Raw genomic sequence first — 22,716 nt, forward strand, 5'->3', positions numbered from 1 at the left:
AGTGACCGACCAGAAGCCAGACACGCAGCAGCCCGCCGACGAGAACGTCCTGATCGCCGAGCGCCGCGCGAAACTGGCGACGCTGCGCGGGCAGGGCGTCGCGTTTCCGAACGACTTCCGCCGCCACGACTACGCGCAGGACCTCCAGCACGAATACGCCGACGCGGAGCGGTGGACCGGCGAAGCGCTCGAGGCGACCGGCCGTCGCGTCGCGCTGGCCGGGCGCATGCTCGCCAAGCGCGTCATGGGCAAGGCCGCGTTCGCGCAGATCCAGGACGACAGCGGCCGCATCCAGCTGTTCCTGCAGTCCGGCACGCTGGGTGAGCGCTACGACGCGTTCAAGACCTGGGACGTGGGCGACATCGTCGCCGTCGAAGGCGCGCTGATGCGCACGAAAACCGGCGAACTGTCGGTCAAGGCCGATACGCTGCGCCTGCTGACCAAGTCGCTGCGGCCGCTGCCGGACAAGTGGCACGGCCTGACCGATGTCGAGCAGCGCTACCGCCAGCGCTATGTCGACCTGGTGGTGACGCCCGAGGCGCGCGAGGTTTTCGTCAAGCGCTCGCGGATCATCGCGGCGATCCGGCGCTGGCTGGACGCGCGCCGCTTCCTCGAGGTCGAGACGCCGATGATGCATTACATCGCCGGCGGCGCGACGGCGCGTCCGTTCGTGACCCACCACAACGCGCTGGACCTGGAGCTGTACCTGCGCGTGGCGCCAGAGCTCTACCTCAAGCGCCTGGTGGTCGGCGGCTTCGAGCGCGTGTACGAGATCAACCGCAACTTCCGCAACGAGGGCGTCAGCACTCGTCACAACCCCGAGTTCACCATGCTTGAACTCTACGAGGCCTACGTCGCCTACGAGGAGGTCATGGACCTCACCGAAGGGCTGATCCGCGACGTCGCCCAAGAGACGTTCGGCACCACATCCATGCAGTGGGAAGGCAACACCATCGACCTCGGCGCCCCGTTCCGGCGCTGGAAGCTGGAAGAGGCCGTGCGCGAGCTCAACCCCCACATCAGCGTCGCCGACTGCCGCGACCGCGAGGCGCTGGCGCGCCACTGCGCGGCGCTGAAGGTCCCGGTCAAGCCCGGCTACGGCTGGGGCAAGCTGCTGCTGGAAATCTTCGAGAAGACGGTAGAGGACGGATTGGTCCAGCCCACCTTCATCACCCACTACCCGGTCGAGGTCTCGCCGCTGGCGCGCGAATCCGACGCCGAACCGGGCATCACCGACCGCTTCGAGCTGTTCATCGGCGGCAAGGAGATCGCCAACGGTTTCTCGGAGCTGAACGATCCGGAGGACCAGGCCGCGCGCTTCCGCGCCCAGGTCGAGGCCAAGGCCGGCGGCGACGATGAGGCGATGCACTACGACGCCGACTACATCCGCGCGCTGGAGGTGGGCCTGCCGCCCACCGGTGGCCTGGGCGTGGGCATCGACCGGCTGGTGATGCTTCTCACCGACTCGGCCTCGATCCGCGACGTGCTGCTGTTTCCGTATATGCGGCCGGAAGCGGGCGGGTAGGCCACCGTGTCGAGGGGCTGCGAGCGGCCTGCGGGGCGGGGCATTTGCGTCCATACTCGATGCTGATCAGAGACACGGAAGGATCCGGCGTGGGCACGGGACTTGCTATCAATCCATCCATCGGGCATCGGTCCGGTCCAGCAGGGCGCGAGCGCATGCGCACGGAGCCAGACGTCCCCATGAACATCGTCATCGTCGATGACCAGACCTCCGCCCGCACCATGTTGCGGCACATCCTCGAGGACATCAGTCCGGAACTCGAGGTGCTCGACTTCGGCGACCCGCAGGCGGCGCTGCGCTGGTGCGAGGAGAACCGCCCGGACCTGCTGCTGCTCGACTACCGCATGCCGGTGATCGACGGCCTGGAGTTCGCGCGTCGGTTCCGCAAGCCGCTGCTGCACCGCGACGTGCCGATCGTGCTGGTGACCGTGGTCGGCGACGAGCCGATCCGGCAGGCGGCGCTGGATGCCGGCGTCATCGACTTCCTGGTCAAGCCGGTGCGTCCGCGCGAGCTGCGCGCGCGATGCCGCAACCTGCTGCAGTTGCGCCAGCAGTCCGAGTCGGTCAAGCAGCGTGCGCTGTCGCTCGAGCAGCGGCTGCTGTCGAGCATGCACGAGGTCGAGGAGCGCGAGCGCGAGACCTTGAACAGGCTTGCGCGCGCGATCGAGTACCGGGACGCCGGGTCGAGTGCCAACCTGGCGCGGCTGGCGGCGGTGGCCGGCATGATCGCCGAGCAGCTCGGGCTGTTCGAGGAAGAGGTGCGGATGATCGAGCTGGCCGCGCCGCTGCACGACATCGGCAAGATCGCCATCCCCGACTCGGTGCTGCTCAAGCCCGGTCCGCTGGACGAGGCGGAGGCTGCGCTGATGCGCGAGCATCCGCGCATCGGCCACGACCTGCTGTCGGGCAGCCAGAACCGCTTCATCCAGCTCAGCGCCATCATTGCGCTGCGCCACCAGGAGCGCTTCGACGGCAGTGGCTATCCCGATGGCCTGGCCGGCGACGGGATCCCGCTCGAGGCGCGCATCGTGGCCGTGGCCGACGTGTTCGACGCGCTGATCTCCAAGCGGCCGTACAAGCGTGCCTGGAGCAACGACGAGGCGCTGCAGTACATCGGCGAGCAGTCGGGCAGGCTGTTCGACCCGGCCTGCGTGTCGGCGCTGCTCAAGAATCGCGACCGGCTCGAGGAAATCTGCCGGCGCTTCGTCGTCACGGCGCCCGCCCCCGATACGCAGGGCGCGCCTCCCGCCGCGCCCTGACGCTGGCCGCCCGCGCCTGAAGGCGCGGCCCGGCGCATACGCGCAGACGGGCTTGCAAGACCATCCCGGGTAGCAGCCCGGCAGAATCTGCCGCCCAAGGGCAGGTTCTGCCCTTGGGCGCCGTCGATCGGGTCAGCTGGGGTCGTCGCGCAGGGCGCGGCGCAGGATCTTGCCGACGTTGGTCTTGGGCAACTCGGTGCGGAACTCGACGAAGCGGGGCTGCTTGTAGCCGGTGAGGTTCTCGCGGGCGTGCGCCTTGATCTGGTCGGCGGTCAGTGACGGATCCTTTTTCACGATCACCACCTTGACCGCCTCGCCCGACCTCTCGTCGGGCACGCCTACCGCGGCGACCTCGAGCACGCCCGGCATCATCGCGATCACGTCCTCGATCTCGTTGGGGTACACGTTGAAGCCCGAGACCAGGATCATGTCCTTCTTGCGGTCGACGATGTAGAAGAAGCCCTGTTCGTCCATCCTCGCCATGTCGCCGGTGTGCAGCCAGCCGTCGGCATCGATCGCGGCGGCGGTGTCCTCGGGGCGGTTCCAGTAGCCCTTCATCACCTGCGGGCCGCGAACGCACAGCTCGCCCACCTCGCCGACCGCCAGCATGTTGCCGTCCTCGTCCTTGAGGCAGCAGTCAGTGGACGGCACCGGCAGGCCGATCGCGCCGTTGTACTCGGCCAGGTTCATCGGGTTGATGCAGGCGGCGGGCGAGGTCTCGGTCAGGCCGTAGGCCTCGATCAGGGTCACGCCGGTGGCCTTCTTCCAGCGCTCGGCCACCGAGCGCTGCACGGCCATGCCACCACCCAGGGTGAGGTGCAGCGAGGAGAAATCGATCTGGTCGAAGCCGGGCGTATTGAGCAGGCCGTTGAACAGCGTGTTGACGCCGGTGATGGCGGTGAACTTCTCGCCCTTGAGCTCCTTGACGAAGCCCGGCATGTCGCGCGGATTGGTGATCAGGATGTTCCTGGCGCCGTACTTCATGAACACCAGGCCGTTCGCCGTGAGCGCGAAGATGTGGTACAGCGGCAGCGCGGTGACGATGACTTCCTCGCCGAGCTTGACGTTGGTACCGATCCAGGCCGAGGCCTGCTGCATGTTGGCCACGAGGTTGCGGTGCGTGAGCATCGCGCCCTTGGCCACGCCGGTGGTGCCGCCGGTGTACTGCAGGAAGGCGATGTCGTCGTGGGTAATGGTGATCGCGGGCAGCTCGTGCTGGCTGCCGAGCTTGAGCACATCGCGGAAGCGCACCGCCTGCGGAATGTCGAAGTCCGGCACCATCTTCTTCACGTTGCGCAGCACGAAGTTGACGATGGGGCCCTTCGGGAAGCCGAGCAGGTCGCCCAGGCCGGTGGTGATGACCTGCTGCACCTCGGTGTGCGGCAGCACCTCCTGCACGGTCTTGGCAAAATTGTCGAGCACAAGGACCACGGTCGCGCCCGAATCCACCAGCTGGTGCTTGAGTTCGCGCGGGGTGTACATCGGGTTGACGTTGACCACGGTCAGGCCGGCGCGCAGCACGCCGAAAGTCGCGATCGGGTACTGCAGGCAGTTGGGCATCATGATCGCGACGCGATCGCCCTTCTTGAGCTTCAGTTCGCCCAGCAGGTAGCCCGCGAACTGGCGGCTGAGTTCATCGATCTGGGCGTAGGTCAGCGCCTTGCCCATGTTGGTGAACGCCGGGCGGCCGCCGAACTGGCGGATCGACTGTTCCAGCACCGCGGGAATCGACTGGAACTCGTCGACGTCGATTTCAGCGGGCACGCCGGCTGGATACTGTGCAAGCCACGGGCGTTCGATCGTCATGTGTTCCCCTCCACGGGACGTTCTGGCCGGCATTCTGGGCGATACCGTTGAGTATGGATTGGAGCATAGGGTCCAGGGGCTGGCAAGGCGCCGCGGCGACGGACGCAAGCGCTGCACAGACGCCGATGGTCGTACAGTGGCGCGCATGGAAAACATCCTTGAACCCCATCGTTGTGGGCCGCGCTCGCGCCGCGCCGCACGGACGATGTGCACGTCGATGTGGATCGCGCTGATGCTCGCGCTATCCGTATCGTGTAGCCGCAGCGATCCGGAAGCGGCGCTGCGCGGAAGCGTGGACGCATTGTCCGCTGCCATCGAAGCGCGCGATCCTGCTGCAATGCAACAGCATCTGGCTGCCGACTTCATCGGCAACGATGGTCTCGATCGCGACGGCGCGCGCAGGCTGGCCATGGGTTATGTGCTGCGCCACCGCGATCTCGGCGTCACCGTCGGCCCGATGGAAGTCGAGATGGCGGCCGCTCATGCCACGGTCCGCTGCAAGGCGATCCTGCGCGGCGGCAGCGGCCGTGCGCTGCCGGACAGCGCGCGGATCTACGACGTCGAATCCGGTTGGCGGATGGAAGATGGCGAATGGAAGCTCGCCAGCGCGCGCTGGACGCCGGTGATGTAGTTGGCCGCGTCCGAACGCCCTCGCGCAGTGCGCGAGGGCGGGGCTTCCGCCCTGTCCGCCGGCGAGGCCTATTCCTGGGCCGCGAGCTGCCGCAGCACGTAGTGCAGCAGGCCGCCGTGGCGGAAGTACTCCACTTCCTTCGGCGTCAGCAGCAGCACGTCCACCTCGATGCGCTTCTCCGTTCCGTTGGCATGCGTCGCCACCAGGGTTGCGCTCCTGGAGCGCCCATCGTCGAGGTCGACGATGTCGATGACCTCGGTGCCGTCCAGCCCGTGCGTCTGCGCGTTCTCGCCCTCGCGAAACCGCAGCGGCAGCACACCCATGCCGACCAGGTTGGCGCGATGGATGCGCTCGAAGCTTTCGGTGACCACCGCCTTGATGCCCAGCAGGATGGTGCCCTTGGCCGCCCAGTCGCGCGACGAACCGGTGCCGTACTCCTTGCCGGCGAAGACCACCGTCGGCACGCCGGCCGACCGGTAGCGCATGGCCGCATCGTAGATCGACATCTTCTCGGGTGCCTCGGTGCTGCTGCCCGGCGCGCCGAAGTACAGCGTGTTGCCGCCTTCCTCTCCGCCGAAGAACAGGTTCTTGATGCGGATGTTGGCGAACGTGCCGCGCACCATCACGTCGTCGTTGCCGCGACGCGAGCCATAGCTGTTGAAGTCGGCCGGCTGCACGCCGCGCGACTGCAGGAACAGACCCGCCGGCGAGTCCTGCTTGATCGAACCGGCAGGCGAGATATGGTCGGTGGTGATCGAATCGCCGAACATCCCCATCACGCGTGCGCCGCGGATGTCTTCGATCGTGCCCACGTCCATGGTCATGCCGTCGAAGTAGGGCGGGTTCTTGATGTAGGTCGAATCGCCGTCCCACTCGTACAGGTCGCCATCGGGCGAATCGATCGAGTTCCAACGCTTGTCGCCCTTGAACACGTCCGCGTAGTTCTGGCGGAACATCTCCGGGCCGACCGTCCTTGCGATGAAATCGCCGATCTCCCTGTTGCTGGGCCAGATGTCGCGCAGGTAGACGTCATTGCCGTCGCGGTCCTGTCCCAACGGCTCGCGGGTCATATCGATCTCCACGGTCCCGGCGATGGCGTAGGCCACCACCAGCGGCGGCGAGGCGAGGTAGTTCATCTTCACCTCGGCGTGGATGCGCCCCTCGAAGTTGCGGTTGCCCGAGAGCACCGCGGCCACGGCCAGGTCGTTCTCGGCAATGCCGCGCGACACCTCCTGCGGCAGCGGGCCGGAGTTGCCGATGCAGGTGGTGCAACCGTAGCCGACCACGTGGAAGCCCAGCTTCTCGAGGTCATCGAGCACACCCGCCTTGCGCAGGTAGTCGGTGACCACCAGTGAGCCCGGGCCGAGCGAGGTCTTCACCCACGGTGCGGACTTGAGTCCCTTGGCCACTGCGTTGCGCGCCAGCAGGCCCGCACCCAGCATGACCGCCGGATTGGAGGTGTTGGTGCATGAGGTGATCGCGGCGATCACGACCGAGCCGTCGGTCAGCTCGTGGTCTGCGTCTTCAAGGCTGATGGTGGAGATCGGCTTGGCGGCAAGACGCTCGGCCTGCGGCTGGTCGCCGCCGTCCTTTTCGAATCGGCTGATCTGCGGGTCTCGGGCGGCGTCGCGGGTGGCCACCAGCGGACCGACGTTGTCGCGGAAGTTCTGCTTCACGTCCTCCAGCAACACGCGGTCCTGCGGACGCTTCGGGCCGGCCAGCGAAGGCCGCACATCGGCCATGTCGAGCTCGAGCACCGAGGAGTATTCGGCTGCGACATGGCCGGCTTCGTGCCACATGCCCTGCGCCTTGGCATAGGCCTCGACCAGCGCGATCTGCTGCTCGCTGCGCCCGGACAGGCGCAGGTAGCGCAGGGCCTCGGCGTCGATCGGGAAAATGCCGCAGGTGGCGCCGTATTCCGGCGCCATGTTGCCGATCGTGGCGCGGTCGGCCAGCGGCAGGTGCTGCAGGCCGTCGCCAAAAAACTCCACGAACTTGCCGACGACGCCGTGCTTGCGCAGCATCTGGGTCACCGTCAGTACCAGGTCGGTCGCGGTGGCGCCTTCGGGCAGCTTGCCGATGAGGCGGAGGCCGATGACCTGCGGGATCAGCATCGACGAAGGCTGGCCGAGCATCGCCGCCTCGGCCTCGATGCCGCCCACGCCCCAGCCCAGCACGCCGATGCCGTTGATCATCGTGGTGTGGCTGTCGGTGCCGAACACCGTGTCCGGATAGGCCCACGTCTTGCCGTCACGCTCGGCAGTCATCACCACGCGGGCGAGGTGCTCCAGGTTCACCTGGTGGACGATGCCGGTGTTGGGCGGAACGACCTTGAAGTTGTCGAAGGCCTTCTGCCCCCAGCGCAGGAAGCCGTAGCGTTCCTTGTTGCGCGAGAACTCGATCTGGCCGTTGAGGTCCAGCGCATCGGGCCGGCCGAACACGTCCACCTGCACGGAATGGTCGATCACCAGCTCGGAGGGAATCAGCGGGTTGATCTGCTCGGGCCTGCCGCCCAGCCGGACCACCGCGTCGCGCATCGCCGCCAGATCGACCACGCAGGGCACGCCGGTGAAATCCTGCAGCACGACGCGCGCGGGCATGAAGGCGATCTCGATGTCCGGCTCGGCCTTGGGATCCCACTTGGCGACTGCTTCGATGTGCTTGGGCAGCACGGTCACGCCGTCCTCGTGCCGGAGCAGGTTCTCCAGCAGGATCTTCATCGAGTAGGGCAGGCGCGCGATATCGAAACGCTCACCGAGCTTGGGCAGGCTGGCGTAGGTCAGGGATTGGCCGCCGACCTCGAGGGTGGCGTGGGTGGAAAAAGTGTCGGCCATGGTGGGACTCCTTTGGCGGATGGCTGCGGCGTCTGCGCGCGAGTCTACGCCGGTCATTGTCGCCGGCTTGCGACAGCTGCGGACCGCGTCCGGACCGCGCCCGGACAGTATGCTCAGTTGGGTATGGAGAAGGAAGTATGTATAATCCATCCATACCGTTCCGTGCATGGGAGAGCTGGATGGAAGCCACCGTTGCCGAACGCGGCCAGATCACCCTGCCCAAGGCGGTGCGCGATGCGCTGGGGCTGACCAAGGGCAGCGTGCTCAAGGTCGAGCTCGATGGCAGCCGCATCATCCTGCGCAAGAGCGTGGATGACGCGATCTCGCGCGTGCGCGGCAAGTTCGCGCTCGATCCCGGCGGCAGGAAGGACGGATGATCGCGGTCGACGCGCCCGTCCTGATCGAACTGCTGACCGACGGCCCGCACGCGGACGCGGTCGAGGCCAGCCTGCGCCAGTGCCTGGCCGGCGGCCGCGTGGTGCTGTGCGACGTGGCGCTGGCGCAGCTGTGCGCCTGCCTGCGCAACGGCGCCGACGCGCTGGCCGCCGTGGAGGAGATGGGCGTGCATTTCGGTGCGGTCGAGGCCAAGTCGGCCCTGCGCGCCGGTGAGATGGAGCGGCGCCAGCGCCAGCGTGGTGCGGAGCCCAGGCCCATCGCCGATTTCATCGTCGGCGCGCACGCGCTGCTGCAGTGCGACGGCCTGGTCACCTTCGACGCCACATTCCATCGCGACTATTTCAAGGGCCTGAAGCTGATCGTCCCCAAGGCCTGACACTTTTTGATCTGTTTTCTGGAGCATCGAACCATGTTGGAAGCCTACCGCCACCACGCCGCCGAACGCGCCGCGCTCGGCATTCCGCCGCTGCCGCTGAGCGCGCAGCAAACCGCCGCGGTGATCGAACTGCTGAAGAACCCGCCGGCGGGCGAGGAAGCGTTCCTGGTCGACCTGCTCAGCCATCGCGTGCCGGCCGGCGTGGACGACGCGGCCAAGGTCAAGGCTTCGTACCTGGCCGCACTGGCGTTCGGCAGCGAGAGCAGCGCGCTGATCCCGCGCGAGCGTGCTGCCGAACTGCTGGGCACCATGCTCGGCGGCTACAATGTCGCGCCGCTGGTTGAGCTGCTCGATGACGCGGTGCTCGGGACCATCGCCGCCGAGAGCCTGAAGAAGACGCTGCTGGTATTCGACGCCTTCCACGACGTGGAAGAGAAGGCGAAGACCGGCAACGCCAATGCCCGGGCCGTGTTGCAGAGCTGGGCCGATGCGGAGTGGTTCACCAGTCGCAATGAAGTGCCGCAGTCGCTGACCATCACCGTGTTCAAGGTCCCCGGAGAGACCAATACCGACGACCTGTCGCCCGCACCCGACGCGACCACGCGCCCGGACATTCCGATGCACGCGCTGGCAATGCTCAAGAACAGGCGTCCCGACGCGCCGTTCGTGCCCGAGGAAGACGGCAAGCGCGGCCCGATCCAGGAAATCCTCTCGCTCAAGGACAAGGGCCACCTGGTCGCCTACGTGGGCGACGTGGTCGGCACCGGCTCAAGCCGCAAGTCGGCCACCAATTCGGTGCTGTGGTGGACCGGCGACGACATTCCGTTCATTCCCAACAAGCGCGCTGGCGGCGTGTGCCTGGGCAGCAAGATCGCGCCGATCTTCTACAACACGATGGAAGATGCCGGTGCGCTGCCGATCGAACTCGACGTCTCGCAAATGCACCACGGCGACGTGGTGGAGCTGCGCCCCTACGAGGGCAGGGCGCTGAAGAACGGTGAGGTGATCGCGGAGTTCGAGGTCAAGTCCGAGGTGCTGTTCGACGAGGTGCGCGCCGGTGGCCGCATCCCGCTGATCATCGGCCGCGGGCTGACCGCGCGGGCGCGCGAATCGCTGGGGCTGCCGGCGACCACGCTGTTCCGCCTGCCGCAGCTGCCGGCCGATTCGGGCAAGGGCTATTCACTGGCGCAGAAGATGGTCGGGCGCGCCTGCGGCCTGCCGGAGGGGCAGGGCGTGCGTCCCGGCACCTACTGCGAACCGAAGATGACTTCGGTGGGTTCGCAGGACACCACCGGCCCGATGACCCGCGACGAGCTGAAGGACCTGGCCTGCCTGGGCTTTTCCGCCGACCTGGTGATGCAGTCGTTCTGCCACACTGCGGCCTACCCGAAGCCGGTCGACGTCAAGACCCATCACACGCTTCCGGAGTTCATCTCCACCCGTGGTGGCATCTCGCTGCGCCCGGGCGACGGCGTGATCCACAGCTGGCTCAACCGCATGCTGCTGCCCGACACCGTCGGCACCGGCGGCGACTCGCACACGCGCTTCCCGGTGGGCATTTCGTTCCCGGCGGGCTCGGGCCTGGTCGCGTTCGCCGCGGCCACCGGCGTGATGCCGCTGGACATGCCCGAGTCGGTGCTGGTCCGTTTCAAGGGCAAGATGCAGCCCGGCGTGACCCTGCGCGACCTGGTCAACGCGATTCCGTACTACGCGATCAAGGCAGGCCTGCTGACCGTGGCCAAGGCCGGCAAGAAGAACATCTTCTCCGGCCGCATCCTCGAGATCGAGGGCCTGCCGGAGCTGAAGGTGGAGCAGGCGTTCGAACTCTCCGATGCCTCGGCCGAGCGTTCCGCGGCCGGCTGCACGGTGCGGCTCGACAAGGCGCCGATCATCGAATACCTCACCAGCAACATCACCCTGCTGAAGTGGATGATCGCCGAGGGCTACGCCGACGCGCGCTCGCTCGCGCGCCGCATCGCGAAGATGGAAGAGTGGCTGGCCAACCCGCAGCTGCTCCAGCCCGATGCCGACGCCGAGTACGCCGCCGTGATCGACATCGACCTGGCCGAGGTGCACGAGCCGCTGCTGGCGTGCCCCAACGATCCGGACGACGTCAAGTCGCTGTCCGATGTCGCCGGCACGAAGATCGATGAGGTGTTCATCGGTTCGTGCATGACCAACATCGGGCACTTCCGCGCTGCGGCCAAGCTGCTGGAAGGCAAGCGCGACATCCCGACCCGCCTCTGGGTCGCACCGCCGACCAAGATGGATGCCTCCGAGCTGACCAAGGAAGGTCACTACGGCACCTTTGGCAGCGCCGGTGCGCGCATGGAGATGCCGGGCTGCTCGCTGTGCATGGGCAACCAGGCGCAGGTGCGCGAGGGCGCGACCGTGTTCTCGACCTCGACACGCAACTTCCCCAACCGGCTCGGCCGCGACGCCAACGTGTTCCTCGGCTCAGCTGAGCTGGCGGCGATCTGTTCGCGCCTGGGCAGGATTCCATCGAAGGCCGAGTACATGGCGGACGTCGGCGTGCTCGACGAGCACGGCGCCGAGATCTACCGCTACATGAACTTCGACCAGATCGAGGAATACCGCGACACGGCGGCGACCGTCGCGGCCTGATCTGGCTGCAGCTGGAGGCGCCCGCAACGACGGGCGCTTCCATGCTTCGACGACTGGGCTCGGCAGGCAAGACCCGCCGGGCGCTCATTCCCTTGCAGCGTCGCCCACTCCCTGCGGCGACCCTGCCTGATCTACGGAAGTGATCCGATGACGCGTTTTCGCGCGCTTGCCCCCGCGGGCAGGCTGTTCTCCATTGTCGCCCTGGTCGAAGCGGGAACCTGGGCCGGCCTGCTGGTCGGCATGCTGCTCAAGTACGGCACCGGTACCACCGAGCTGGGCGTCTGGCTGTTCGGGCGCCTGCACGGCGCCGCGTTCCTGCTCTATGTCGCCGTGGTCATGGTGGCGGGCGCGAAGCTGCGCTGGCCGATTTGGGCGCTGCTGCTGGCCCTGCTCGCCGCGATTCCGCCGTTGGCGACGCTGCCGCTGGAACTCTGGTATCGCCGGCGCGGACTACTCTCGGCCCGCGCCGTGTCGCAGGCCTGACCTGGCTGGCGTTCGCGCCTGAAGGCGCTCCTACAAGAGCTGCGCACCAGCCGCACATCCACGCGCACTTCCCTGTAGGAGCGGCTTCAGCCGCGATCACCGCCCCGGGCCCCGGATACCGCGTTCGCGCCTGAAGGCGCTCCTACAAGAATTGCGCAGCGCCTGCACCAGCCGCGCACCACGCGCACTCCCTGTAGGAGCGGCTTCAGCCGCGAGCAGCCCCAGCACACCCGGCCAGCCGGGTCACGCAGGAACAGCCACCCTCAGTCCAGCCAGCCCTCGATCGACTGCAGCAGCGCGCGTTTGCGCAGGAATACGTCCCACACGCTGCCGCCAAGCTGGCGCCACAGCACCGCCGAGCGCAGCGACGAGAGCAGGATGGCGCGGATCTCGGCCACCACCCCGGCTTGGCCCAGGTAGTGCGGGTTGCCCTGGACCATGACCTTGGGCCGCAGCTGGCTGACGGTCTCGGCATAGAGGCCGCCCAGGGCGGACAGCACCTCCGGATGGCTGCTGCCCAGGCGCTCGGCCTCGGTGCGGATGGCGAGGATGCCTTCATGCACGCGTTCGGCGACCTCGTCGTCGGCAACGAAGCGGCGTTCGAGCTGGGTCACCGCAAGGGCGAGCTTTGGCAACTGCGGGTCGTCGCCCTCGTTGGTGAGGTAATCGCGCAGCAACAGCAGGCCCGGACGCAGGTTGCGCGCGCCGCCGTAGACCTCTTCGGGCGAGGCGGCATCGATGCGGAACACGCTCTCGAGCGAAGTGGCCAGCACGCTGGCGTCGGCCTGGCCGGTGTCGGCGATGCGGCGCACCTGCTTGAGCGCCTGCACCAGGCCGGCCAGGGCGAGGACGCGGTCGTCGATCATGCCGCGGCCCCGCGCAGGCGGCGCTCGAGCGCGGCGTCGGTGGCGGCGATGACGGCGCCGCCCAGGCAGGCGTCGCCGTTGTAGAGCACCACGGACTGGCCGGGCGTGACCGCGCGCTGCGGATTGCGGAATTGCACTTCGAGGCTGCCGCTGGATTCGTCGATGCTCACCTGGCAGGGTTCCTCCTGTTGCCGGTAACGGGTCTGGGCCGTGCATTCGAAGCGGCGCGCCGGCGGGGTTCCGCCGATCCAGTGCGCCGGCTCGCTCCACAGCCGTGTCGATCTGAGATATGGGCTGTCGCTGCCCTGGTCAACCACCAGCACGTTGCGCGCGACATCCTTGCCGACCACGTACCAGGGCGCGGCGTCGAAACCGCGCAGGCCCCCCAGCTGCAGGCCTTCACGCTGGCCGAGGGTGAAATAGAACACGCCCTGGTGGAAACCGACCACGCGTCCGTCAGGCGTCTGCATCTCGCCTTGCCGGGCGGGAAGGTACTGCGACAGGAAGCTGCGGAAATCGCGCTCGCCGATGAAGCAGATGCCGGTGGAATCCTTCTTGTCCGCGGTGGGCAGGCCCGCGTCGCGGGCAATCGTGCGCACGTCGCTCTTGGGCAGTCCGCCCAGCGGGAACACCGTGGCCGCCAGTTGCTCCTGCCCGAGCTGGTGCAGGAAGTAGGTCTGGTCCTTGCCGCGGTCGGCGGCGCGCAGCAGCCGCCACTGGCCACGATCGTGCGCCACCGCGGCGTAGTGCCCGGTCGCGATCTTCTCTGCGCCCAACATGCGGGCCGCATCCAGGAAATGCCGGAACTTGATCTCGCGGTTGCACAGCACGTCGGGGTTGGGCGTGCGGCCGGCCGCGTATTCGGCGATGAAATGCTCGAACACGCCGCTCCAGTACTCGGCCGAGAAATCGCGGAAGTGGATCGGGATGCCCAGCCTGCCGCAGACCGCGACCGCATCGCGGCGGTCGTCCTCGGCGCGGCATTCCCCGCTGCCATCCTCTGCCCAGTTCTGCATGAACAGCCCGGCGATCGGAGTACCGGCGTCGCGCAGCAGCAGCGCGGCGACCGAGGAATCGACCCCGCCGGACATGCCGACGATGACCTGCGGACCGCTCATCCCATGTTCTGCAGCAGCGACAGCGGATGCCGGCTGCCAGCCAGGTGGTCGGCCACCACCTGCCAGACCAGCGGGCTGCGATGGCGCGCCGATTCACCCCGCAGCTCCGACGGCGCCAGCCACAGCGCGCGCTCGATGCCCTCGTCCAGCGTGCGGCCCGGGTCATGCCCGACCGGCTCCGCCGCGAAGGCGAAGCGCAGGTAATGGCGCCCGCTTTCCGGGGCCTTCCACTGATAGGCTCCGATGAAGGCCGTCAGCCGCACGTCCCAGCCGGTTTCCTCGCGGGTCTCGCGCAGCGCCGCGTCCATCAGGCTCTCGTCCGGTTCCAGATGGCCGGCCGGCTGGTTGAGCACCAGCCGACCCTGCACCCGCTCCTCCACGCACAGCAGCCGGCCACCGTCGACCACGACCGTGGCCACGGTCACGTCAGGTTGCCAGAAGCGGCCTTCGCGGTAGCTCATGCGTCAGAGTTCGTCGCGGTCGCCGCTGAACTCGATTTCCTTGTCGTCGGCCACCTGCGCGGCGATGTCCATCGCCGCCTCCAGCGCGGCCGCGTCGACGCTGTCGGGCAGCTTGATGACGAAGTACAGCGCGTCGCCGACGATTTCCCAGGCCCCCAGCTTCTGCGTGCGGCTGTCTTCGAGCAGGGCCAGGGCGCGGGCGCCGTTGATGCCGTCCTGGCCTACCCGAGCGGCCGGGGCGAATACCTCGCGGATGCGGAAGCCGGCGATGTCCTCGGTTGTGCCCGACACGAAGGCGAGCTGGGTGCGGCCCTCGTCGGCATAGTTGTAGACCACCTTGTAGTCGCCGTCCTCGTCCACCGTATAGGTCACGCCGCGCGCGTCCAGGCGCTTGGCCACGGACATATCGGCCCATGCGGGCAGGGAAAGCAGGGCGGCCAGCACCCCGATGGTCAGCATCAGCGGAATACGGTGTTTCATGACAGCCCCCTGTGGATTGGACGTGGATTGTCTCGCGCCGGCCGGCACGGCGTCCATGCCGCCGCGTATCGACCGGCAGGCCACGCCGCGTCCGTATAATTGCCCGATGACCCGCAAGCATCCCGAACACGAACACGGCACCGTCGTCGAGACCAGCAAGCCGGAGTTGGCGCGGCCACCGCTGTATTCGGTGCTGCTGCTGAACGACGACTACACCCCGATGGACTTCGTGGTCGAGGTCCTGGTGCGCTTTTTCAGCCTGGACCTGGAGCGCGCCACCCAGGTCATGCTGCACGTCCACACGCGCGGACGCGGTGTCTGCGGCGTGTTCAGCCGGGAGGTTGCCGAGTCCAAGGTCGCGCAAGTGAACGAATATGCCCGGCTCAACCAGCACCCCTTGCTCTGCACCATGGAAAAGGCCTAAAAGGGGCCGAAGGCCGGGCATGGAAAAGCCAGAGACGCGGCCCCATACAGGCTGCAGTTCCCTGGAGGTTACCTCCCATGTTCAGCAAGGATCTCGAGTACAGCATCGGCCAGTGCTACAAGCGCGCCCGCGAGGCGCGTGACGAGTACATGACGGTCGAGCATCTGCTGCTTGCACTGCTCGACAACCCGTCCGCCGAGGCCGTGCTCAAGGCCACCGGCGCGGACTTCACCCGCCTGCGCGGCGACCTGGAGCAGGCCATCCTGACTTCGGTCTCCAAACTCCCCGACGACGACGGCCGCGACACCCAGCCCACGCTGGGCTTCCAGCGCGTGCTGCAGCGGGCGGTCTACCACGTCCAGTCCTCCGGCAAGAAGGAGGTCACCGGCGCCAACGTGCTGGTGGCGATCTTCGGCGAGAAGGACTCGCACGCGGTCTACTTCCTGCACCAGCAGGACGTCAGCCGCCTGGACGTCGTCAACTACATGTCCCATGGCATCGCCAAGACCGGCGGCGAGGCGCCCGAGCAGGGCGGCGAGGATGCAGCCGCGCGCGTCGAAGGCGCCGAAGGCGAGGCCAAGGGCGATGCGTTGGCCGAGTTCGCCACCGACCTCAACGCCATGGCCCGCGAAGGCCGCATCGACCCGCTGGTGGGTCGCGCCGATGAGATCGAACGCACCATCCAGGTGCTGTGCCGCCGGCGCAAGAACAACCCGCTGTACGTGGGCGAGGCCGGCGTGGGCAAGACCGCGATCGCCGAGGGCCTGGCGCGCCGCATCGTGCATGGCGAGGTGCCGGAGGTGCTGGCCGACGCGACCATCTATTCGCTCGACCTGGGCGCGCTGGTGGCCGGTACCAAGTACCGCGGCGATTTCGAGAAGCGGCTCAAGGCGGTGCTGTCGGCGATCAGGAAGCACCCGGGCGCGGTCCTGTTCATCGACGAGATCCACACCATCATCGGCGCCGGCTCGGCGTCGGGCGGCACCATGGACGCCTCGAACCTGATCAAGCCGGCGTTGGCCTCCGGCGAGCTGCGCTGCATCGGCTCGACCACGTTCCAGGAATACCGCGGCATCTTCGAGAAGGACCGCGCGCTGGCGCGCCGCTTCCAGAAGATCGACATCGTCGAGCCGACCGTGGGCGAAACCTACGAGATCCTGCGCGGCCTGAAGTCGAGGTACGAAGAGCACCATGACGTCCGGTATCTGGACGAGGCGCTGCAGGCGGCGGTCGACCTGTCGGTCAAGCACATCGGCGACCGGCTGCTGCCGGACAAGGCGATCGACGTGATCGACGAGGCCGGCGCGCGCCAGCGGCTGCTGCCGCCGGACATGCGCAAGACCCTGATTGACGTCGAGGAGGTCGAGGCCATCGTGGCCAAGATGGCGCGCATTCCGACCAAGCAGGTCAGCGCCTCGGACAAGGACGTGCTCGAACACCTGGAGCGCAACCTGAAGATGGTGATCTTCGGCCAGGATCCGGCGATCGAAATGCTGACCTCGGCGATCAAGCTCTCGCGCAGCGGCCTGGCCAACCCGGACAAGCCGATCGGCAACTTCCTGTTCGCCGGCCCGACCGGCGTGGGCAAGACCGAGGTCACCCGCCAGCTCGCGCTGCAGCTCGGGATCGAGCTGGTGCGCTTCGACATGTCCGAGTACATGGAGCCACATTCGGTCAGTCGTCTGATCGGCGCGCCTCCGGGCTACGTCGGCTTCGACCAGGGCGGCCTGCTGACCGAGAAGATCGTCAAGACGCCGCACTGCGTGCTGCTGCTGGACGAGGTGGAGAAGGCGCACCCGGACATCTTCAACATCCTGCTGCAGGTGATGGACCGGGGCGTGCTGACCGACACCAACGGCCGTGAGGCGAACTTCCGCAACGTGATCGTGGTGATGACCACCAATGCCGGGGCCGCCCAGGCGGCGCGGCGCTCGATCGGCTTCACCCACCAGGACCACAGCACCGACGCGATGGAAGTGATCCGCAAGGGTTTCAGCCCGGAATTCCGCAACCGCCTCGATGCGATCGTGCAGTTCCAGTCGCTGGGCATGGACCATATCCTGCGCGTGGTGGACAAGTTCCTGATCGAACTGGAAACCCAGCTGCACGAGAAGAACGTGGCGATGTCGGCCACACCGGCGGCGCGTGAGTGGCTGGCCTCGCACGGCTTCGACCCGCAGATGGGCGCCCGGCCGATGTCGCGCGTGATCCAGGACAAGGTCAAGCGCCCGCTGGCCGACGAACTGCTGTTCGGCAAGCTCGCCAACGGCGGCCGCGTCAGCATCGACGTCAAGGACAACGCACTGGTGGTCGAGAGCTTCCCCGAGCCGGAGAAGCTGTTGCCGGCGACGGTGTAGCTGCACACGCGGCATCTGGCGCCCGGCCCGTTGCCGGCGCGCGTGTAAAAAAGGCGGCCCGCAGGGGCCGCCTTTTTTTTGTTTCTTCTCCCATTCGAGGGGAGTCCGCCGGGTAGGCGCGATCAGGCCTGCGTCCGGGAGTCGTTCCGGGCCGGGGGTTGCTCCCCGGCTCGGTCAGCCATCCATGGCTGACTCGCCGCCGCAGCGCATCCATGCGCTGCTTTCCGCAACCCCCGGCCAGGGACGACCATCGGCGAGTCGCTGTCGCGGCTTCGAAAAAAGCTCCCACCGAAGCATCGCAGCACCAGTCGCAGTGAGCCGTGCCCTGGCGAGCGGGGATCGCGGCAAGCAAAACATGGATGTTTTGCGCGCGAGTCGGGGCAGGATGCCCTGACCGAGCGAAAAGCGATTCCCGCTCGACAGGGCGCGGCGTCCATTCGAAGCCTGCGCCGGACTTCCAGCAATTGTGTTCACCTTCTCCCTTTGATTGGGAGAGGAACCTTTTTTTGTCTGCTCCCCGACTGCGCGAAGAACCTTCTGTCTTTTGGCCTTCCAGGGTCCCGCGCCTACGGTCGCGGGCCGGGTGGATTAGCCTGCCTTGCGTGCCACGACCCACTGGTCCACGCGTCGCTCCAACAGGTTCAGGGGCAGGGCGCCGCCGCCGAGCACGGCGTCGTGGAAGCCGCGGATGTCGAAGCGGTCGCCAAGTTCGGCCTCGGCCTTCCGGCGCAGTTCCTGGATGCGGATCATGCCGATCTTGTAGGCCGTGGCCTGGCCCGGCCAGGTGATGTAGCGCTGGATCTCCGAGCGGATCGCGGCCTCGGGCGTCGCGGAATTGGTGCTGAAGTACTCCACCGCCTGCTGCTCGGTCCAGCCCTTGGCGTGCAGGCCGGTGTCCACGACCAGACGCACTGCCCGCCACAGCTCGGAAGCCAGCCGGCCGTACTCGGAATAGGGGTCGACGTAGGTCCCCGGCATTTCCCGGGCCAGCCACTCCGCATACAGGCCCCAGCCTTCCGAATAGGCAGTCGAACGCGCCTGGGTGCGGAACTCGGGAACGCCGGTGAGTTCCTGAGCGATCGAGATCTGCATGTGGTGGCCCGGCAGGCCCTCGTGGTAGGCAATGACCTCGAGCTCAGGCTTGGGCATCGAGTTCATGTCGGACAGGTGCGCGTAGTACACGCCCGGGCGCGAGCCGTCGGCGGTGCCGGGGAAATAGTGCTGCGCGGCGCCGGGCTGTTCGCGGAAGGGCTCGACGCGCTTGACCACCAGGTCGGCCTTCGGCAGCAGGCCGAAGTACTGCGGCAGCACCTTCTTGATGTTGTCGATCGCGCGCGTGGCGTCGTCGATGTAGGCCTGGCGGCCGGCGTCGGTGTCGGGGTACTTGAACTTGGGGTCGGTCGAGATGTGCCGGAAGAACGCCTGCAGGTCGCCCTCGAAGCCGACCCGCTTCATCAGCGCCTCCATTTCGCCATGGATGCGCTTGACCTCGTCCAGGCCGATCTGGTGCACCGCATCGGCGTCGAGGTCGGTGGTGGTGTGCATCCGCAGCTGGTGGCGGTAGTAATCCGCACCGTTGGCCTGGGTGCTGCCGACGCCTGCGGGATTGTCGATGGCGTTGGCACGGTCGGCCTCCGCCCACGCGATCAGTTCGCGATAGCCGGGCTGGATGTTGTCCAGCAGCGCCTGGCGCGCCTGCGCCTGGAGTGCGGTGGCGCGGGCGGCATCAATGGCGCCGGCCTTCACCAGGCTTGCGGCCTTGGCCTGCAGGTCTGCCCACAGCGCCGAGTCCTTGCCCTCGTCGAATGGCGCGCCGGTGATCACCGCGCGCGCCTCCCTGAGCACGCCGTCGTAGGCGAACCGGGGCATGCGGTAGCCGTCGCCGGCGTTGCGCCGGGCCAGCTCGAGCATCTGCGTCATCGCGCGTCGCGCTTCCTGCAGGCGGGCGAGGTAGGCCAGGTAGTCGGCCTCGGTTTCAACCTTGTGGAAGTTGATCAGGAACGTCGGCAGGAACGACTGCGCGCCCTGCATCTGGTTGAACACGTAGACATTGCGCCGGTACTGGTTGGCCGCGGCAGCGTTCTCGTACTGCAGCTTCCACAGGTCCCAGGATAGCTTGGCCTCGTCGTCGAGCGCGTCGCGGTCGAAGTTCGCCTCCATCTCGACCACCGTGGCCTTGCGCCACGCCAGCTGCTGGTCCATCGCCTGCTCGGACATGTCGTCTAGCTTGTCGTAGAGCTCCTTGCGGCCGAGGAAGGTGAGGCTGATCGGGCTGAAACGCAGCTCTTCCTCGTACTTCTGCGCGAACCACGCGTTGAGCCGCTGGCTCTCGCTCCGCACGGTCTCGGCGGCTGTTTGCGCCTGTTGTGCAAAGACGGCCGGAGCCGCGAGCGCAAGCGCCAGGGACAGGGCGAGGGTACGGACCAGGGCGGGCCTTTGCATCGGGCAACTCCATCAGGTGGATGCCGGAAGCATAGGCGCGGCATGCCCGTCCCGCCATGCGACTGATGGCAGGGGGCATCCGGGTGTGGTGGCACGCCGTCGGGCGTGGTGCAGGAGGCATGCGCCGCGGCGCGGCGCGACCGGCCGGTGGGCCGGATTACTTCATGCGGTAGGTGATGCGACCCTTGGTGAGGTCGTAGGGGGTCATCTCGACCTTGACCTTGTCACCGGTCAGGATGCGGATGTAGTTCTTGCGCATACGTCCAGAAATATGCGCGATGATCTCGTGCCCGTTCTCCAGCTTCACCCGGAACATGGTGTTCGGGAGGGTTTCGGAGATCGTGCCTTCGAATTCAATGACGTCGTCTTTCGCCATGCGTCCTGTTGCCAGTGGTTGCGGGCGCGCCACTGCCTCGAAAATAAGCGTGGCATTCTGACACGGGCGCACTGTTGATGCAAAGCCGCAGCTGGCGCGCGACGTTCATTTCCCGAGATTGTGCAGCGGCAACTCGCCGAAACCGGAAGTCCAGGGGCCGGCGGCTTCGGGCGTCTCGACCAGCCCCGCGACCACGTCCAGGAACGCGGCGCGCGGCATGTGCATCGCGCCCAGCTTGAGCAGGTGTGCGTTTTCCACCTGTGCGTCGATCAGCGGCCAGCCGCGTCCGTGCAGCCAGTGCGCCAGTGCCGCCAGCGCAGCGGTGGAGCCGCCGGAGGCATCGCTGAACATGCTCTCGCCGAAGAACATCCGCCCCACCGCGACTCCGTAGATTCCGCCGACGAGCGCGGCGTCCGGCGCGGCATCGGCGAACACCTCGACGCTGTGCGCATGGCCGAGCCGGTGCAGGTGCAGGTAGGCCTCGCACATCGGTGGCGTGATCCATGTGCCCGCCTGTCCCGCGCGGGGTGCGCTGGCGCAGCGGCCGATGACCCGTTCAAAGGCGGTATCGGCCCTTGCCACCCAAGGCGACCGGCGCAGGCTGCGCCGGAAGCGCGAGGACAGCCGCACCGCGTCGGTGCCGAACACCATGCGCGGGTCCGGTGACCACCACAGGATCGGCTGCCCGTCCGAATACCACGGGAAGATGCCGTGCCGGTAGGCGTTGAGCAACCGCGGCGCGGACAGGTCGCCGCCATAGGCGAGCAGGCCATCGGGCTGGCGCAACGCGGTCGACGCGTCGGGGAACGGCGCGTTCGGATCGTCACCCAGTCGCGGCAGATGCAGGCTCACGCCCCCATTGTAGGAGCGGCTTCAGCCGCGAGCGGCAGCACAGCCACCCGGTCGAGCGATCGTGGGCGTGGAGAGCTGTCGGTGGTCCTGGCGCGGTGGTCGCGGCTGAAGCCGCTCCTACGGGTTGGCGGGGGTGTTCCGGAAGGGCGATCGCTGGTCGAGCCAGCGCTTGTTGCGTTCGACCACCGTGCGCTCTTCCCCACACCAGGCCGAAAGCGCCTCGCGGAAGCGCGGGTCCGCGATCCAGTGCCGGCTGTGCACGAAGGTCGGCAGGAAGCCTCGCGCGATCTTGTGCTCGCCCTGCGCGCCGGGTTCGAACACGCGCAGGCCCTCGCGCAGACAGTAGTCGATCCCCTGGTAATAGCAGGTCTCGAAGTGCAGGCCGGGCAGGGTGGCGATGGCGCCCCAGTAGCGCCCGTACAGCGTGTCGCCACCGCGCAGGCAAAGCGCCCCGGCGACGTCCTTGCCCTCGTGCACGGCGAAGAACATCACCAGCCGATCGGGCATGGTCGCGGCGAGGTGCTGCAGGAAGCCTTGCGTCAGCGCCGGCGAGTTGCCGTATTCGGCAAAGGTCTGCAGGTAGAAGCCGTGCATCGTGGCCAGATCGGCTGCGCTGGCGTCGTCGCCGTGCACGGTGCGGAAGCCGATGCCGGCGCGCGCCACCTTCGCCCGCTCCTGGCGGATGTTCTTGCGGTGCTTGTGGTCCATCGCCGCGAGGTAGTCGTCGAAGTCCGACCAGCCAGCGTCGTTGCGCCAGTGGTACTGGATGTCGGTGCGCGCGAGCCAGTCCGCGCCGAAGTCCGTGTTCTCCACGCCGGTGTGGAAGTTGACGTGGGCGGATGACAGCGACAGCCGCCCCGCTTCCGCAACCAGCACGTCGGCGAGCGCGGCCCGCAGCTGCGCCGTTGGTGCCAGCAGCCGTGGGCCGGTGACGGGCGAGTAGGGCACGCCGCACAGCAGCTTGGGGAAGTAGTCCTGCCCGTGCTGCGCGTACGCATGCGCCCAGGCATGGTCGAACACGAACTCGCCGTGCGAGTTGTGCTTCAGGTACGCGGGTGCGGCCGCGAGCAGACGCTCGCCGTCCCAGAGTGCGACATGGTGCGGCGTCCAGCCCCAGTCCGCGCGCAGGCAGCCGGTGTCTTCGAGCCCCGAGAGGAAAGCATGGGCGACGAAGGGATTGCCATCGTGCAGGGCGTCCCAGGCCAGCGCTGGGATGTCCGAAAGTCGTCGATGTATCCGCAGGTCCGGCATGTTGTCCCGCTGTGATTCCGACGAGGTGCTTTGCAGCCGCGAGGACCGGTCAGTGGGGGACCCGGATTGCCGCCAGACGCTTGCAAGCCCGTCCAGGGTGCTCGCGAGGGCCGGCAGCGCGTCCGTGCGAGTGGCACGAACCGCCGCGGGCAGT

The 22,716-nt window shown here is 67.6% G+C and carries 19 protein-coding genes; 9 read left to right on the forward strand and 10 right to left on the reverse strand.

Features of this window, described 5'->3' with window-relative positions; translation table 11 throughout:
• The first annotated feature begins 1 nt into the window (after position 1).
• Positions 2-1,525, forward strand: coding sequence for a lysine--tRNA ligase (gene lysS / locus ACW5DW_RS06780; protein WP_457017998.1), 1,524 nt, complete (start codon positions 2-4; stop codon positions 1,523-1,525).
• Positions 1,526-1,680: 155 nt separating this feature from the next.
• Positions 1,681-2,784, forward strand: a complete 1,104-nt coding sequence (locus ACW5DW_RS06785; protein ID WP_457017999.1) for an HD domain-containing phosphohydrolase — start codon at positions 1,681-1,683, stop codon at positions 2,782-2,784.
• 132 nt (positions 2,785-2,916) lie between these two features.
• Here ACW5DW_RS06785 and ACW5DW_RS06790 read toward each other — a convergent pair whose 3' ends face one another.
• Positions 2,917-4,590 (reverse strand): long-chain fatty acid--CoA ligase, encoded by a 1,674-nt coding sequence (locus ACW5DW_RS06790; RefSeq protein ID WP_457018000.1) that lies wholly within the window; start codon positions 4,588-4,590, stop codon positions 2,917-2,919.
• On the opposite strand from ACW5DW_RS06790, the gene ACW5DW_RS06795 reads away from it, so the two are divergent.
• Positions 4,589-5,221 (forward strand): hypothetical protein, encoded by a 633-nt coding sequence (locus tag ACW5DW_RS06795; RefSeq protein WP_457018001.1) that lies wholly within the window; start codon positions 4,589-4,591, stop codon positions 5,219-5,221. The genes ACW5DW_RS06790 and ACW5DW_RS06795 overlap by 2 nt on opposite strands.
• 68 nt (positions 5,222-5,289) lie before the next feature.
• Here ACW5DW_RS06795 and acnA read toward each other — a convergent pair whose 3' ends face one another.
• Entirely contained in the window at positions 5,290-8,055 is a 2,766-nt protein-coding gene (acnA, locus tag ACW5DW_RS06800; protein WP_457018002.1) for an aconitate hydratase AcnA, read from the reverse strand.
• 179 nt (positions 8,056-8,234) lie between these two features.
• Here acnA and ACW5DW_RS06805 point away from each other — a divergent pair, with 179 nt between their 5' ends.
• The 4 genes from ACW5DW_RS06805 to ACW5DW_RS06820 all read left to right on the forward strand — a co-directional run bounded on the left by ACW5DW_RS06805 (position 8,235) and on the right by ACW5DW_RS06820 (position 11,935).
• Positions 8,235-8,432, forward strand: coding sequence for an AbrB/MazE/SpoVT family DNA-binding domain-containing protein (locus ACW5DW_RS06805; protein WP_280940938.1), 198 nt, complete (start codon positions 8,235-8,237; stop codon positions 8,430-8,432).
• Positions 8,429-8,827: a type II toxin-antitoxin system VapC family toxin gene (locus tag ACW5DW_RS06810; protein WP_457018003.1), complete on the forward strand. Its 399-nt coding sequence runs from the start codon at positions 8,429-8,431 to the stop codon at positions 8,825-8,827. The genes ACW5DW_RS06805 and ACW5DW_RS06810 overlap by 4 nt, the downstream gene beginning before the upstream one ends.
• A gap of 33 nt (positions 8,828-8,860) precedes the next feature.
• A complete protein-coding gene (gene acnB / locus ACW5DW_RS06815) occupies positions 8,861-11,452 on the forward strand; it encodes a bifunctional aconitate hydratase 2/2-methylisocitrate dehydratase (protein ID WP_457018004.1) in 2,592 nt (863 codons plus the stop codon).
• A gap of 147 nt (positions 11,453-11,599) precedes the next feature.
• Positions 11,600-11,935 (forward strand): DUF3817 domain-containing protein, encoded by a 336-nt coding sequence (locus tag ACW5DW_RS06820; RefSeq protein ID WP_457018005.1) that lies wholly within the window; start codon positions 11,600-11,602, stop codon positions 11,933-11,935.
• Positions 11,936-12,198: 263 nt separating this feature from the next.
• Here the strand turns inward: ACW5DW_RS06820 and hflD are convergent, their stop codons facing one another.
• The 4 genes from hflD to ACW5DW_RS06840 are packed head-to-tail and all read right to left on the reverse strand — an operon-like array spanning position 12,199 to position 14,860.
• Complete coding sequence (gene hflD, locus ACW5DW_RS06825; protein WP_457018006.1) at positions 12,199-12,801, reverse strand: high frequency lysogenization protein HflD; 603 nt, start codon at positions 12,799-12,801, stop codon at positions 12,199-12,201.
• Positions 12,798-13,919, reverse strand: coding sequence for a tRNA 2-thiouridine(34) synthase MnmA (gene mnmA, locus ACW5DW_RS06830; protein WP_457018007.1), 1,122 nt, complete (start codon positions 13,917-13,919; stop codon positions 12,798-12,800). Before mnmA ends, hflD begins: the two co-directional genes overlap by 4 nt.
• Complete coding sequence (locus tag ACW5DW_RS06835) at positions 13,916-14,380, reverse strand: NUDIX hydrolase (RefSeq protein ID WP_457018008.1); 465 nt, start codon at positions 14,378-14,380, stop codon at positions 13,916-13,918. Before ACW5DW_RS06835 ends, mnmA begins: the two co-directional genes overlap by 4 nt.
• 3 nt (positions 14,381-14,383) lie before the next feature.
• The gene (locus ACW5DW_RS06840; protein ID WP_457018009.1) at positions 14,384-14,860 is read right to left on the reverse strand and encodes a hypothetical protein; all 477 of its coding nucleotides are present in this window, start codon (positions 14,858-14,860) and stop codon (positions 14,384-14,386) included.
• A 106-nt stretch (positions 14,861-14,966) separates the two neighbouring features.
• Between ACW5DW_RS06840 and clpS the strand changes: the two genes are divergently transcribed.
• The gene (clpS, locus tag ACW5DW_RS06845; protein WP_457018010.1) at positions 14,967-15,284 is read left to right on the forward strand and encodes an ATP-dependent Clp protease adapter ClpS; all 318 of its coding nucleotides are present in this window, start codon (positions 14,967-14,969) and stop codon (positions 15,282-15,284) included.
• A 77-nt stretch (positions 15,285-15,361) separates the two neighbouring features.
• Positions 15,362-17,641: an ATP-dependent Clp protease ATP-binding subunit ClpA gene (gene clpA / locus ACW5DW_RS06850; RefSeq protein WP_457018011.1), complete on the forward strand. Its 2,280-nt coding sequence runs from the start codon at positions 15,362-15,364 to the stop codon at positions 17,639-17,641.
• A gap of 588 nt (positions 17,642-18,229) precedes the next feature.
• Here the strand turns inward: clpA and ACW5DW_RS06855 are convergent.
• From ACW5DW_RS06855 to ACW5DW_RS06870, 4 genes are all read right to left on the reverse strand, one after another.
• Positions 18,230-20,083, reverse strand: coding sequence for a DUF885 domain-containing protein (locus ACW5DW_RS06855; RefSeq protein WP_457018012.1), 1,854 nt, complete (start codon positions 20,081-20,083; stop codon positions 18,230-18,232).
• A 157-nt stretch (positions 20,084-20,240) separates the two neighbouring features.
• Positions 20,241-20,459: a translation initiation factor IF-1 gene (gene infA, locus ACW5DW_RS06860; protein ID WP_112926214.1), complete on the reverse strand. Its 219-nt coding sequence runs from the start codon at positions 20,457-20,459 to the stop codon at positions 20,241-20,243.
• A gap of 105 nt (positions 20,460-20,564) precedes the next feature.
• Positions 20,565-21,311: a leucyl/phenylalanyl-tRNA--protein transferase gene (aat, locus tag ACW5DW_RS06865; RefSeq protein WP_457018013.1), complete on the reverse strand. Its 747-nt coding sequence runs from the start codon at positions 21,309-21,311 to the stop codon at positions 20,565-20,567.
• A 117-nt stretch (positions 21,312-21,428) separates the two neighbouring features.
• Complete coding sequence (locus ACW5DW_RS06870; RefSeq protein WP_457018014.1) at positions 21,429-22,562, reverse strand: GNAT family N-acetyltransferase; 1,134 nt, start codon at positions 22,560-22,562, stop codon at positions 21,429-21,431.
• Positions 22,563-22,716: the final 154 nt, after the last annotated feature.

Source organism: Luteimonas sp. A482 (assembly GCF_054072655.1).

Coding starts and splice junctions, on each gene's coding strand:
- ACW5DW_RS06785 (WP_457017999.1), top strand. CDS start 1,681: ATGCGCACGGAGCCAGACGTCCCCATGAACATCGTCATCGTCGATGAC.
- ACW5DW_RS06795 (WP_457018001.1), top strand. CDS start 4,589: ATGTGTTCCCCTCCACGGGACGTTCTGGCCGGCATTCTGGGCGATACC.
- ACW5DW_RS06790 (WP_457018000.1), bottom strand. CDS start 4,590: ATGACGATCGAACGCCCGTGGCTTGCACAGTATCCAGCCGGCGTGCCC.
- acnA (WP_457018002.1), bottom strand. CDS start 8,055: ATGGCCGACACTTTTTCCACCCACGCCACCCTCGAGGTCGGCGGCCAA.
- ACW5DW_RS06805 (WP_280940938.1), top strand. CDS start 8,235: ATGGAAGCCACCGTTGCCGAACGCGGCCAGATCACCCTGCCCAAGGCG.
- ACW5DW_RS06810 (WP_457018003.1), top strand. CDS start 8,429: ATGATCGCGGTCGACGCGCCCGTCCTGATCGAACTGCTGACCGACGGC.
- acnB (WP_457018004.1), top strand. CDS start 8,861: ATGTTGGAAGCCTACCGCCACCACGCCGCCGAACGCGCCGCGCTCGGC.
- ACW5DW_RS06820 (WP_457018005.1), top strand. CDS start 11,600: ATGACGCGTTTTCGCGCGCTTGCCCCCGCGGGCAGGCTGTTCTCCATT.
- hflD (WP_457018006.1), bottom strand. CDS start 12,801: ATGATCGACGACCGCGTCCTCGCCCTGGCCGGCCTGGTGCAGGCGCTC.
- mnmA (WP_457018007.1), bottom strand. CDS start 13,919: ATGAGCGGTCCGCAGGTCATCGTCGGCATGTCCGGCGGGGTCGATTCC.
- ACW5DW_RS06835 (WP_457018008.1), bottom strand. CDS start 14,380: ATGAGCTACCGCGAAGGCCGCTTCTGGCAACCTGACGTGACCGTGGCC.
- ACW5DW_RS06840 (WP_457018009.1), bottom strand. CDS start 14,860: ATGAAACACCGTATTCCGCTGATGCTGACCATCGGGGTGCTGGCCGCC.
- clpS (WP_457018010.1), top strand. CDS start 14,967: ATGACCCGCAAGCATCCCGAACACGAACACGGCACCGTCGTCGAGACC.
- clpA (WP_457018011.1), top strand. CDS start 15,362: ATGTTCAGCAAGGATCTCGAGTACAGCATCGGCCAGTGCTACAAGCGC.
- ACW5DW_RS06855 (WP_457018012.1), bottom strand. CDS start 20,083: ATGCAAAGGCCCGCCCTGGTCCGTACCCTCGCCCTGTCCCTGGCGCTT.
- infA (WP_112926214.1), bottom strand. CDS start 20,459: ATGGCGAAAGACGACGTCATTGAATTCGAAGGCACGATCTCCGAAACC.
- ACW5DW_RS06870 (WP_457018014.1), bottom strand. CDS start 22,562: ATGCCGGACCTGCGGATACATCGACGACTTTCGGACATCCCAGCGCTG.